This is a genomic window from Candidatus Jidaibacter acanthamoeba, from assembly GCF_000815465.1.
Taxonomy (GTDB): domain Bacteria; phylum Pseudomonadota; class Alphaproteobacteria; order Rickettsiales; family Midichloriaceae; genus Jidaibacter; species Jidaibacter acanthamoebae.
The window spans coordinates 201,813-215,379 of the sequence record NZ_JSWE01000092.1; the positions used below are offsets into that span (position 1 = coordinate 201,813).

Genomic DNA, 13,567 nt, shown 5'->3' on the forward strand with positions numbered 1-13,567 from the left:
GAATATTATAACAGATGTTTCGCTTATCAACAATAGGCCTGTTTTTTATTGATGTTTATCTTATTAATTTACTACCCTATATAAATAGATATAGTCAGAGAAAAAAACGAGTTGATTATGGCTGTTCCTTCCTACCTCAATTTCGACCATGCGGGCTATAAGTGGAAAAGCGATATAGATTATCGGTCACATCCTAAAGAATATAGAGTAGGCAAAGGCGAGCAGGGGGTGTTAATATGCCAACCCTATAAGAGTGAAATATTGCCTTTTTGGCGATTCAAGACGCCCGAGATTGCTAAAGAAAGCAGCGAAAAAATATATCAATTATTTATCGAGTATTTAGAGAATGAGGATTTTGTAGGCGCCGATATGGCAAGGAAATATCTGCAAATGGGATTTACTCGAGCGCGTAGGTATACAAATTATAAGGGGGGTAAAAAATATGATGCCTCGAATAACTATCGGCAATTGGAAAGAGGTACCGGAGATATTGAAAAAGCCAAAAGTGCTGATTACTTTTATCACCGGTGGCAGGAAGCCGAAAAGCATCCTGTATATTCTGAATTAAAAAAAGAATGGAAGAAAAATATCGGCTGAAAATATTATATACTATGCTCTCTTACTTCGGATTTTTCGCCCGTAAGTTTGGCGGTAAAGCTGTTTACGGGAATTGTATGGTAAATTAAGCTATAAATTTGCTAACAAATATCTTTAGCTTATTGGTTGTATAAAAAGTGATATTCATAAAAATTATTTAATAATTTTTATGAGCGCTGCCCATCTAAGGGGGGTGCTACTTTATCGGCTTGGGCTATACTTAACAATACTGTACCATGGTTTCCCTGCTTTCAGTCCTATCCGTCGTAAAGCTTGAAGTATATTCATATTTTACCGGATTGGATATTACTGGAGAGAAGTTATCTTCATCTTCATAAGTGAGCATTATTGCTAACTCGCTACCCTCTTTTATATATTCCTCAGTTCTCTTAGAGAAAATCTCACCTATTCTGCCGAGCCATAAATCAACGACGGCATTTTTCCCTTTTTCGGATAAAGATGGATATTGTTGATCTGAAGATTTATCATTATGTTTAAGTTTGGGATGTTCCGTGCAAAAATATGCTATTCTGTTCAGTATCTCGTTAGGTATAAATACTTCATTATTTTCACCTTCCGAGATAAGCATGTTCGTATTATATAAATTATAAAAAGATGATACGTAATCGCCCAGTGGAGTTAATATCCCGCGCTCGATATATTTAGCTTCAACGTAATAAACATATGCATCACTTACCGATAAGCCATATAACTCTATAATATCAATAAAATCTTCCGTATTATTATTAAGTTGGGTAAAGTTGATTCCTGTAATCTTAGCTATATATTTAATATATTTCTCTCTTGATTTATCGTCAGTAACGCTGCTTAAGAAGGAATAAATATTAAATTTTTCAGTAAAGTGGATCTTTAGGTGCTCTGCAAAATCAGGTGATATATTTTCAGGCATTACTTTATAAGTAATCATTATCTCTTTTGCAAAGCTGAAATCATTAACATAAACAGCTCCATTTAAGGCTTTAAGCGGATCTGCCTTATATTCTTCAATTAACCATTTTATAGGTTCTGTATGTTGATGTTTTGCAGCTGTAATTAAAGCGGTGTTTAAAATATATTTATAATTTATCGTTTCTTTTATTCGGTCTAATATCCGCTCTAATAGCTTTTTATCTTCCCTTAGTATCGCTCCTTCTACAGCAAAATTAATATTTGCTCCCCGAGCTAATAATGAATTCATCAATTCTTCATGACCGCCTTCGGCAGCACCCTGCGCGGCATTATGGATACTTGCCCTATAATCTTCCAGCAGTAAATTTACCAGCTCTTCATGCCCGCCTTCGGCAGCACCTTTTACGGCATTGTGTACATTTGTTCCCTTGTTTATCCATTCTAAGGTGAGATCTATATCACCGCTCATCGCAAACCCTTCAACCACAAAGTTTGATATGTCATAGGAAGAAATAGACATTAAAAGCTTTATTGCTTCCAGCTCTCTATGCCCGGCTAATATTTTTATAGCACTAAGAGCTGTTTTTTTATCTGAAAGACCAGCCCAAGTTTGTTTCAATGCATCGTAATTCCGTACTTTTGCCGCCTCGATGATTTGTAGTATTTCCGGATTATCTGTTAAAATAGAATTGAGGTTATTTTTCATTTATAATATAAATTTAATAATTTAACCTGCTATTATAATATATTTTTATGAATAATATAATTAATATATTGTTAAAAAATTTTTTAATTTTAAGTATTTAGATTTGACTTTGTTTAGCTTCGGATTTTTCGCGTGTAAGCTTATCTCTAAAGCCGGTTACCGAAGTATGTACACTATTTGCAGAATTAGTTATTACTGCGGGGAAGTTATCATTATAAGCCGTTGTAATTAAAAGCGCCAGCTCGCTGACTTGAGCTTTAATTCTTTCGGTTCTTTCAAAGCAAACATTATTTATTCTACTTATCCATAAATCAATAACTTTATTTATTCCGCTCTCTGATAACGGGGGGTATTTCTGGTTATTCGATTTATCATTATGGTTAAGTTTGGGGTGCTCTATATAAAAATGCGCGATTTTATTTAAGATTTCGGAAGGTATTAGTATTCCTTTCCTCGTAATAGGAGCATTTTCAATATATACTTTATAGAAAGAGGCTACATAATCACCCAGCGGAGTTGATATTCCCCGGGCTATATATTCCTTCTCAACATAGTAAACATATGCATCATCGAAAGATAATTTCTCGTCTTCCGTATTTTTCAGTATATTGCTAAAATTATTACTAAGCTTATAAGGGCTGATTTCTAAGATACCGGCCGTATGGTTGATATATGCTTTTCTTAGCTCATTATCAGTGATACCGCTGAGAAAAGAATAGATATCGCATTTCTTTTTTTTGAAATGTGATTTTAATGTGTGATTGTAAAGGAAAGGTATTTGTTTAGGTGAAATGTTATACTTGTCTATAAAGTATGTAGCAAAGTGAAAAGATTTATTCCAAATAGCCGCCTTCAAGGCTTTAAGCGGATCTGCCTTATACTCTTCAATTAACCATTCCGCCAGCTCTTTATGCTCATAACCTGCAGCTGCCCTTATAGCTTTATTTAAAGCACTTTTATAATTATCTTTATTCTTAGCTTGCTCTAATAACCTCTGCGTTAGGTTTCTGTGTCCTCTTTTTGCAGCGCCGATTATAGCGGAAAGTGTATCGGCTCCGCGAGCCAGCAATGAATCTACCAGTTCCTCATGCCCGCTTTCGGCAGCGCTAGCTACGGCAGTCCAGATACTTGCTTCACATTTATCCAGCAATAAAGTTACTAACGCATTATTTCCCTGTTTGGCAGCAATACTTACGGCAATATTTACATCTGCTCCTTTTTTGATCCATTTTAGCGCTAAATCGGCATGTCCACCCATGATGAATCCCTCTACTACAATATCTTTATAAAGTTGATCCCAAACATTTTTTATTCCTTGCGAATTAAAAATTTCATTTGCTGTTATCATTACCTTTTTTTTGAAGCCAAATATATCTTTATCGATACCTAGCATGTATGGCTTTAAAAACTTTATTGCCTCCGTTTCTCTATTATAAGCTAGTATTGTTGCAGCATCGGAGTTTGTTTTCTTATCTCTTAGATTAATAAAAAACCCTTCTAAAGCTTTATGATCACGGTTTCTTGCCGCTTCGATAATTTTCAGGATTATCGGGTCATCCGTTAAGGTGCTGTTATTTTTCATTTTTATAAATATGATATTTATTAATTATCACTATTCTTAATTTAGCTAAAATAGCAAGTGTTCAGCTTACCGTATGGGGTAGGCACCCTATTTAAAAATCTCTCTTTAACCTATCTTATGCAGCGTGATTTCTATCACGACTTTTTCATCACTTCGGCTATTTTTATCAATCTCTTTAAGTGCCAGCTTAGTTAATCGCTTTTCCCCGACCGTCATACCTATAAGAGCTTTTTCAATCGCTTGAGGAGCATTTTTTTTACCTAATATAATTTGTTTGGAATAGGGGATAGCATTTTCAAGCTCACGGACTTTATAAGAAAAAGTTAGTTTGTCACCCCCTTTAGCGCCGAATATGAGAGGTGTAGCATCACTTGAGCCAGCTATAGCCTGCTGCTGTGGAGGAGGGGGAGTGAATCTGCTGAGTTGATTACTCATTCCTCTGATAGTTTGGGTATCGTGATTAGTATTCAATCTTGATGCAGCTTGACCGCTTATCTGCTTAGCTTTTTCAATATCATTTTTAAATACTTTGTAGATAACTTTCTCGGTTAAAGAATAATCATCAGGATCTTTATGAGGATCAAAATTAATGCTATGTTTTGCGTTAGCACCTTTAGATTCGGTTTGATTTACTCCTTTATAAAAAACTTCCTGCTTTTTATAATACTCGGGAGTATATTCTTTTTTATATTCCTTATAATTACTGTAAGCTAAAAAAAACATTAGCCCGATTGCACCTAAAGTTACTGTTCTATTGCTAAGTAAGAAATTCATAATTCAATTATTTACATTGTAGTTAATCAATAGATTAGCATATTTACAATGAATTTAAACATTAAATCTAAAGTGCAGTATATCACCGTCATTAACTTTGTAATCTTTGCCTTCTAACCTTAGCCTTCCTGCCTCACGTGCACCGTTTTCACCGTTATATTTTACGTAATCTAGGTAAGAAGTGGTTTCAGATCTAATAAATCCTTTCTCAAAATCTGTATGAATAACTCCGGCAGCTTGGGGAGCAAGAGTGCCGTTTATAATAGTCCAAGCATGAGCTTCTTTAGGGCCTATGGTAAAGAAGGTAATGAGCCCGAGCATATCATAGCCGGCTTTAATTACTTGACTTAAACCCGTTTCTTTCATATTTAAGCTTTCTAAGAATTCCTTTTTCTCTTCCTCGCTTTCAAGATTTGCAATATCAGCTTCAATTTTAGCTGAAACCAAAACGCAAAATGCACCTTCAGCCTTCGCCTTGTTTAAAACTTGTTCGGAGTATTTATTGCCTGATAAAACATCGTCCTCTGCAACATTACAGACATACATTACGGGTTTTGAAGTAAGAAGCTGTAAATTTTTAAGGCGCTTTTCATTATCCTTAGTGAGGGCAAGTCTTGCAGGTTTGCCGCTGCCTAATACTTTAGTAACCTGATTAATTAGCTCAACATCAAGTGCTATTTCTTTATCGGTTCTTGCTTTCTTTTCTAAATTAGGTAAGCGCTTCTCTAAGCTTTCAAGGTCAGCAAGAATAAGTTCGGTTTCTATGATCTCAATATCGCTAATTGGGTCAACTTTCCCTTCGACATGGGTGATATCATCATCATCAAAGCAACGTAGTACGTTTACTATCGCATCTACTTCCCTGATATGAGATAAAAATTGATTGCCTAAACCTTCACCTTTACTTGCGCCCCTGACTAAGCCGGCAATATCAACGAATTCTATTTGATTGGGGATGATTTTAGCGGAACCTGCAATAGCCGCAAGTTTGTTAATCCTTTCATCGGGAACCGCAACTTTGCCGACATTCGGTTCAATTGTACAGAAAGGATAGTTTGCTGCCTCAGCAGCCTGAGAAGAGGTGAGTGCATTGAAAAGAGTTGATTTACCGACGTTAGGAAGACCGACGATTCCACATTTAAATCCCATTATTTTTGCTCCACGTTTTTTTTAAGTTCATTTGCATAATTATTTAGAAAGTTATCATAGTTGGAATTGAGTAATAATCCAAGATTATTACTAATAAATTTTAATCCCTGAGTTACAATTTTGATTTCATTACTATTAAAATTATGGAGTACATAATCCGAAACTTGTGACTTATGTTCGGGCTTACCGATACCGAACCTAAGTCTATAATAATTATTGCTTATATTTTGATCAATTGATTTTAAGCCGTTATGGCCGCCGCTGCCGCCGCCGGTCTTAATTTTGATTTTGCCCGTCTCCAAATCAAGCTCATCATGGATTACTAAAATATCTTGCGGTAGTATCTTATAAAAAACAGCACATTCTCTGATGGCCGTACCCGAATTATTCATAAAAGTCTGAGGTTTTAGCAGAAGAATCTTGTGATTTGCAACTTGGAGAGAGGCAAATTCAGCATGGAATTTATTAACAAATTGCATAACATTGAGTTTCAATGCAATTTCATCTATCGCCATAAACCCTAAGTTATGACGGGTGTTTCTATCTCTCTCTCCCGGGTTGCCGAGCCCTGCAATAAGTTTATACATATTGTTGTTTCAATTGATACTGCGAACGCATATTAACCTTTTAGAATAAAAAATGACAGAAAATTTATTTATATTAGTTGATTTGTATTATATAAAGAGGAACGAATGACCAGTAATAAGGAGACCGCTATAAATACTAAATATCATATTGATGACCTTCCGAGTAATGTTTCACTTCAAGGTAATCTAGCAATTGATACCGAAGCTATGGGTCTTAATAACTTTAGGGATAGGCTTTGTGTCGTGCAACTAAGCGATGAAGCAAAAAATGTCCATGTGGTGCATTTTCCGAATAAGCAATATGATTGCCCTAATTTAAAAAAGTTTTTAAGTGATGAAAATCGCATAAAAATTTTCCACTTTGCTCGTTTTGATATTGCAATTATGCATCATTACTTAAAAGTCGAACTTAAAAACGTTTATTGTACTAAGGTAGCCTCCAGGCTTGCACGTACATATACGGATCAGCATAGTTTAAAAGATTTGTGTTATGAGCTACTCGGGGTTAAAATTTCTAAACAGCAGCAAACTTCCGATTGGGGCGCTGCTAAGCTTACCCAGGATCAGATTAATTATGCAGCTTCGGATGTTTTATATTTACATGCATTAAAAGATAAGTTGGATTTTATGCTTAAGCGTGAAGGGAGGCTGGAACTTGCAGGGAAGTGTTTCGAGTTTTTACCTACGAGAGCCGATCTGGACTTAAGCGGTTGGCCGGAAATAGATATTTTTGCTCATTCGATATAGTTTAATGCATCGCTTTATACAAAAATTAAGGAACTAAGGCTGTTACTTAAAATAGATTGACTAAATGCGGATTTACTTTTAAATACTTGCTTTAAATAGCTTATTTTATCGGTGCAGGCAATTGTATAATGCTTTGAAGCACAAAAGTTTTATCAAAATTAAACTATGTTTTTAGAATTTAAATCAGAGATAACGAGGAAAAGAGATGTCAAAACTGATGGTGATAGATGGCGCACATCCTGAAGAAACGCGCGCAGTAGTGATTAATAAAGGAATAATTGAAGAATTTGATTATCAAAACACTTATAAGAAATCTACAAAAGGAAATATATATTTAGCAAAAGTAATCAGAGTTGAGCCTTCATTACAGGCTGCATTCGTTGATTACGGAGGGGAAAGACATGCATTCTTACCTTTTCCTGAAATCCACCCTTCTTATTACCAATTACCTAAGGTGGATAAAGAAGCTTTACTTTCATCTATGGTTGATGCGGAAGATAAAGAGTTGTTATTAGATGAAAATAGGAAAATCGAGCAGTTTGATATCGAAGAAGAAGGAGAAGAAGAAGTTAAAGAGACTAAAAATACTAAGGATACAATCGCTCAAGAACCTGCTGAAGGAGATACCGCTTCCGAAGGAGAGGAAGCTGAAGCCGAATTAATTTCTTCGGAAGCTGAAGGTGAAGAAAATTCGGTCGGAGAATTCCGCCCCGATTTTTATAAAAACTATAAAATTCAGGAAGTAATAAAAAAAGACCAGGTACTGCTTATCCAAATCGTAAAAGAAGAGAGAGGAAATAAAGGAGCTTCGGTTACAACTTATATCTCACTTGCAGGCAGATATTGCGTTTTAATGCCGAATTCAATAAGGGCAGGTGGTGTATCCAGAAAAATTATGGATAACCAGGAAAGACAAAGGCTAAAAAGCGTAGCAGACGAATTAAATGAAAAAGCAAGTACGGCCGCAAGTGTTATCGTGCGCACCGCAGGTGCTCATAAGACCAAAACCGAAGTTAAGCGGGATTTTAACTATTTAATCAGGCTTTGGAACAATATAAGAGAACACACTCTGGCTTCAAAAGCTCCGGCTTTCATCCATGAAGAAGGAGATGTAATTAAAAAATCAATTCGTGACCTTTATAATAGTGACATGGAGCAAATTTTGGTTGCAGGCGACGAAGCTTATGAAAATGCCAGAAAATTTATGGAACTTATCCTGCCTAAACGCGTAGACAGCGTCAAAAAATATAAAGGCAAGTCACCGATATTTGTAAAATATAACATTGAAAATCAATTAAATACTTTTTACGATCCTGTAGCACCTCTTAAATCAGGCGGGTATTTGGTTATCAACCATACGGAAGCGTTGGTTGCAATCGATGTTAACTCCGGAAGAGCAACTTCGGAAAGAAATGTAGAAAACACCGCAGTAAAAACCAATATGGAAGCTGCACGGGAAATCGCCAGACAAATTAAGCTTAGAGACTTATCCGGTTTGATTGTAATCGACTTTATCGATATGGAGGATTCCAGAAATCGCAGAACAGTTGAAAGAGAGTTTAAAGAGGCACTCAGTAACGACCGCGCAAGGATTCAAGTGAATAGAATTAGTATGTTCGGTTTACTTGAAATGACACGTCAGAGGCTGCGTAAAAGCTTCTTTGAATCAAGTACGCATGTTTGTGCACATTGTGACGGCAGAGGAAGAATTAGACCAGTAGAAGCAACCGCGATTGCCGTTTTAAGAGCATTGGATAATGATCTTGCTGAAGGAAGCTGTGATGAGATTCAAGTATCGGGCAGTGAAAAACTGATGTTTTATATTTTAAATAATAAGCGTGAAGAAATTTCAAAGCTTGAAAAATCTCATAAAGTCAGAATAACTTTTTACACGGATGAAGAAGCGGGAGCAGACGGATTCTTTATTGAAAAAAGTAAGAAAACTAAGGAAGAAGTCGTGACTCAATCAGCATTATCGGCAATTGATGTTGAGCCTTATGCGGTTGAAGAACCGGCTGAAGAAGAAGATTCTTCCGCTAAGAGAAAGTGGAAAACTAATGCTAAGAAACCTACATTCCGTGAGCAGGAGAGAGAAGTGGAGCACGGCCATAAAAGAGTAGACAAAAGAAAAGGAAAGGGTGTTAATAACAATAGATTTAAAAACAAAGAAAACCGAGCTCCGGTTAAAGAAATAATTCCTTATGATTATGAGGAAGATAATGCTTTTGAAGAAAATATGGAAAAAAAGAGAAAGCAGAACCAATCTTTCTTAAAAGAAATCTGGAAAAAAATAGTAGAATAAGGGGATACTAGTGTTTCAGAAGAAAAATAAGAAAAGTAAATATGATAGCAGTTTATACCTAATAGGAAGACTGTTTAGTGAGCATGTAAAATTACAGGGCAAACAAATTCAGTTTGCCATTTTCTGCATGATTATAATCTCCGTTACTACTTCGATCGGAGCCTGGTTGATGCAACCTGTATTGGATGACATCTTTGTTAAAAAAGATTTAACCATGCTTTACATCGTCCCTTTTGCAGTGGTAGTGAATGCGATAATTAAAGGAATAGCCTCTTTTTTACAATCTTACACCATGAAGAAAATCGGGCAGAAAATTATTTCCGATATACAACTTAGGCTTTATGCACATTTAATTTATGCGGATACGAATTTTCTTACCGATTATGCTTCAGGCAATTTAATCTCACGTTTTACCAATGATATAAACGCTATGCGGAAAACGGTTTCCGATGTGGTAACCAGTGGAGTTATGGAACTTTTTACCTTAATCGGTTTAATAGGTGTGATGTTTTATCAAAGTTTTAGCTTAGCTATAATTGCACTGCTTATGATTCCGCTCGCGTTTTTGCCTATTATCAGACTCGGTAAAAGAATGCGTAAAATTGCTCGTAATATTCAGGAAGAGCTTGGAGGCTTTACCGTAAGGCTTGATGAAACATTTCAAAATACTCGAATTATTAAATCATATTGCAGGGAAGAATATGAAATTTCTCGAGCGAATAGAATTATCGATAGGTTCTTAGAGCTTTACAAGAAAGGAGCCTATGTTGAATCCGCGTCATCTCCTATTATGGAAACTTTAGGGGGAATAGCTATTGCAACTATTATTTGGTATGGTGGTTTAGAGGTAATCTCAGGGCACACTACTCCGGGTGCATTCTTTTCTTTTGTGGCAGCACTTTTAATGGCATACCGGCCTTTAAAGGCAATTTCACAGCTCAATACATCCTTACAAGAGGGGCTTGCCGCATGTAAAAGGTTATTCACCATGCTTGATGAAGAACCGACTATATATGATGACATCACCTTGCCGGAAGCTAAATTTAAAAGCTATAATATCGAATTTAAGAATGTCTTCTTTTCTTATAAAAATGATATAAAAATCCTTGATGGGGTAAATATGTTTATTCCACAGGAAAAAACCATCGCTTTGGTCGGTACTTCAGGAAGCGGAAAAACTACTATTTTAAATCTGCTGCAACGTTTATATGACCCGAATTACGGTGAGATCTTAATTGACGGGAAAGATATCTCTAAGATCAGGATTAGATCACTAAGGGATTCTATGGCGCTAGTCAGCCAGGAAGTTGCGCTTTTTGACGATACTATTAGAGAAAATATAAGGTACGGTAAGTTAAATGCAACCGAAGAAGAGATTACAGATGCGGCTCTTGCAGCTGCGGCTCATGATTTTATAATCAATTTGCCTGAGGGATATGATACGCAAATCGGACAAAACGGGGTGAAATTATCAGGCGGGCAGCGGCAGAGGATTGCAATTGCAAGAGCAATTTTAAAAAATGCTCCTATACTGCTTATGGATGAAGCAACTTCAGCACTGGATGCAATATCGGAAAAACAAGTGCAAATGGCTTTGGAGTATTTGAAAAAAGGGAGAACTACTATAGTAATTGCACATAGGTTATCGACCATAGAATCAGCTGATATAATTTATGTTATTTCCGAAGGAAAAGTATCGGAATTCGGAAGCCATGAAGAGCTTTTAAGTTTGGGCAAAGAATATGCGCATCTCTATGAAGAGTATAAAAGTGACGGTAAGTAATGCTTACCTGCAACAACTTATCCTTAAACAGAGGCAATAAAAATATTTTTTCTAATCTCGGCTTTTCTTTACAGAACGGGGCTTGCCTTATTGTTAAAGGAAGCAACGGCAGCGGTAAAACTTCTTTGCTTAAAACCATAGCAACCATACTTAAACCTCAAAAAGGTGAAATATTTTTTAATGAAATTAATATTGAATCAGCACTTGATGAATATTGCTACCTTACCGAATATATAGGTCATGAAGAAGCTTTGGATGAAGACTTAACCATATTGGAAAATCTGAAATTCTGGGCGGAAATTTATAATACAGGGTTAATTATTACTGCCGCAATTAGAACTTTTGCATTGGAGGAAGCCGCGGACTTACCGGTAAAGAAGATTTCTAAAGGGATGAAAAGAAAAGTTATATTGAGTAAATTATTACTTAGCCATGCTAAAATTTGGCTTTTAGATGAGCCGTTAGTAAATTTAGACAGTTTAGGTATAGAAACATTACATAACATAATTTCCGCTAAATGTTCACAAGGCGGAATTGTTATAATTTCCACCAACCAGGAAACCAAATTAAAAACACCGTTAACTTTGGAAATTGAGGATTATAAATATGAGTCGAATAGCTCATCAGATGAGGCCTAGTGATTTTAAGGTTTTTAAACTAATTTTTAAAAGGCAGTGGTTGTTAAGTGTTAGGAATTTTAATGAGCTTATCTATCCTCTATTTTATTTCTTAATCGCGGTAATTACTTTTAAAATTGCAATCGGGGCGGCTAAAGCGACGCTTGAAGTAAACATTGGAATGATATTCGTAATTAACATTTTTGTGTTAATCTTAACCCATGAGGCTTTAATTTCGAAAGATTATAAGCTTGGGTTCTTGGAGCAGTTTTACTTAATCGGAGCAGAATTTGCGCTAATTATACTCGCAAAATATTTGGCTCAACTTGCACTTTATGTTTTAATCTCCGCATGTTTGATTCCGCTGGTTTTATTTTTAACCGGGGTGGCGGTTGAATATTGGCATATAGCGCTGCTATCACAAGTGCTGTTAAGCGCGGTCGTATTGCTTTTTTTATTGTTATCGAGTGCTATGCTGCTCGGGAGTAAAGCTAATGCATTGCTTTCCGTTATTGTACTGGTTTTCACCTTCCCGGGCTTAATATTTGCGACACTCGGGATAAATAACCACGGTTACTTATGGCTATTGGGTGCACTCGTTTTGTTTTTTATGCCGATAATTATTGTTGTTTCAAAGTACTTGGTGTTAATCGCGCTTGAGGATAAGGGGTAGGGTTAAGCGGTTAAATGTTCTTTGTATTAACCTAATATTAATTATATTTTGTTATTATAATGTAAAGATAATAAATATGGCATACATATGAAAAATGATAATAAAGAAATGAAAGGACGAATTAAATCACCGTTTAAAGAAATAAAACCTATACCGCCAAAGAGTATTACTCCGCAAGAAGAGCTATTAACTTTTGATCCGGGATATGTAGATAATATCAAAATTTTACGTAACGGAGCCAATGAAGATAAAATAGATTTTAAGGAAGTTTATTGGGCAGTTCGCGGTATGTTAGAGCATGCTGTACATGAATTTAATAATAAAAAAGGTTTTATTCAAATTGATTTTGCTGAGGTTGGTGGAAAGTTAGGCAAGTCAAGAAGTAATGATGCAAATAGATATAGATATGCATATAATTATATGAGAAATAATGATTTATGCCTAACAACAGCTAAAGATATTTTAAATGCCGCAGTGCAATCAATTTTTCATGAACGGGAATTGAAAATTAATTGCGAATATGACTTCGATAAACCAGGTAATACAGTATATGGTTTAGAGCTTATAAGTGAAAATGGAAGAATTATCAAAGAGCCTGTATTTTCAAAAGATGATTTGATGCAAAAAATACAACAAATTACTAAAATTAATTATTTACTGGATCAGATAGAAAAGCACGAAGCAGCAATAGGTAATTGTATTAAAGATATTAAAAATGTTATAGGCGATAACCGTAAAAAATCACCGCAGGCGCTGGTGAGCGGCATAAGGGAAATTGCCGAGAAATATGCTAAAGAGCAGCAAGTAACTCCACAAGAGATGGAAGAGATTTATAACAAGGCCGCACAAATTTCAAAGAATGCTATAAAGATGGATGCGAGCGTAAATAATATTGTAATAAGATTAATGGATAATATTAAGGATCTGGTTTGCTCTATTTTCGGTAAGAGTGCCGAGCAAAAAGTTGATAAAGTGTTCGCCGAATTGAAACAGGAACTGAAGGGTAAGCAGCCGGAAGAGCAATCCAAGGGTAGCGGGCGAGGTTAATTGTAGGAAAGAATAATTTTAAATTAAGGGGGCCTTTAGTTTCATCCGTTACCTATGTCTGGGTTTGCGGTAACTGAGGTTATACTGCAAATAC

Annotated in this window: 12 protein-coding genes; 7 read left to right on the forward strand and 5 right to left on the reverse strand. The window is 35.7% G+C overall.

The features are described from left to right. Positions 1 to 117: 117 nt before the first annotated feature. Positions 118 to 597 carry a DUF4385 domain-containing protein gene (locus NF27_RS03965; RefSeq protein WP_039455934.1) on the forward strand — a complete coding sequence of 160 codons (480 nt, stop codon included), beginning with the start codon at positions 118 to 120 and terminating at the stop codon, positions 595 to 597. Positions 598 to 817: 220 nt separating this feature from the next. Here the strand turns inward: NF27_RS03965 and NF27_RS03970 are convergent, their stop codons facing one another. The 5 genes from NF27_RS03970 to pth all read right to left on the reverse strand — a co-directional run bounded on the left by NF27_RS03970 (position 818) and on the right by pth (position 6,304). After that, positions 818 to 2,212, reverse strand: a complete 1,395-nt coding sequence (locus NF27_RS03970) for an ankyrin repeat domain-containing protein (protein ID WP_039455936.1) — start codon at positions 2,210 to 2,212, stop codon at positions 818 to 820. 97 nt (positions 2,213 to 2,309) lie between these two features. Further along, a complete protein-coding gene (locus tag NF27_RS03975; protein WP_039455938.1) occupies positions 2,310 to 3,794 on the reverse strand; it encodes an ankyrin repeat domain-containing protein in 1,485 nt (494 codons plus the stop codon). A gap of 105 nt (positions 3,795 to 3,899) precedes the next feature. Continuing rightward, positions 3,900 to 4,568 (reverse strand): hypothetical protein, encoded by a 669-nt coding sequence (locus tag NF27_RS03980; RefSeq protein WP_039455940.1) that lies wholly within the window; start codon positions 4,566 to 4,568, stop codon positions 3,900 to 3,902. A gap of 54 nt (positions 4,569 to 4,622) precedes the next feature. Further along, complete coding sequence (gene ychF / locus NF27_RS03985) at positions 4,623 to 5,717, reverse strand: redox-regulated ATPase YchF (protein ID WP_039455942.1); 1,095 nt, start codon at positions 5,715 to 5,717, stop codon at positions 4,623 to 4,625. Next, positions 5,717 to 6,304: an aminoacyl-tRNA hydrolase gene (pth, locus tag NF27_RS03990; protein WP_039455944.1), complete on the reverse strand. Its 588-nt coding sequence runs from the start codon at positions 6,302 to 6,304 to the stop codon at positions 5,717 to 5,719. Before pth ends, ychF begins: the two co-directional genes overlap by 1 nt. A 105-nt stretch (positions 6,305 to 6,409) precedes the next feature. Here pth and NF27_RS03995 point away from each other — a divergent pair, with 105 nt between their 5' ends. The 6 genes from NF27_RS03995 (at position 6,410) to NF27_RS04020 (ending at position 13,473) form a co-directional block, all read left to right on the forward strand. Continuing rightward, entirely contained in the window at positions 6,410 to 7,051 is a 642-nt protein-coding gene (locus tag NF27_RS03995) for a ribonuclease D (RefSeq protein ID WP_039455947.1), read from the forward strand. A 205-nt stretch (positions 7,052 to 7,256) separates the two neighbouring features. Continuing rightward, on the forward strand, positions 7,257 to 9,353 hold the full coding sequence (locus NF27_RS04000; RefSeq protein ID WP_053332558.1) for an Rne/Rng family ribonuclease: 2,097 nt from the start codon (positions 7,257 to 7,259) through the stop codon (positions 9,351 to 9,353). A 10-nt stretch (positions 9,354 to 9,363) separates the two neighbouring features. Continuing rightward, positions 9,364 to 11,136 carry an ABC transporter ATP-binding protein gene (locus NF27_RS04005; RefSeq protein ID WP_039455950.1) on the forward strand — a complete coding sequence of 591 codons (1,773 nt, stop codon included), beginning with the start codon at positions 9,364 to 9,366 and terminating at the stop codon, positions 11,134 to 11,136. Beyond that, positions 11,136 to 11,774: a heme ABC exporter ATP-binding protein CcmA gene (gene ccmA / locus NF27_RS04010; RefSeq protein WP_053332559.1), complete on the forward strand. Its 639-nt coding sequence runs from the start codon at positions 11,136 to 11,138 to the stop codon at positions 11,772 to 11,774. The genes NF27_RS04005 and ccmA overlap by 1 nt, the downstream gene beginning before the upstream one ends. Further along, positions 11,743 to 12,426, forward strand: a complete 684-nt coding sequence (locus tag NF27_RS04015; protein ID WP_084212779.1) for a heme exporter protein CcmB — start codon at positions 11,743 to 11,745, stop codon at positions 12,424 to 12,426. The genes ccmA and NF27_RS04015 overlap by 32 nt, the downstream gene beginning before the upstream one ends. 87 nt (positions 12,427 to 12,513) lie before the next feature. Next, positions 12,514 to 13,473, forward strand: coding sequence for a hypothetical protein (locus NF27_RS04020; RefSeq protein WP_039455956.1), 960 nt, complete (start codon positions 12,514 to 12,516; stop codon positions 13,471 to 13,473). Positions 13,474 to 13,567 lie beyond the last annotated feature (94 nt).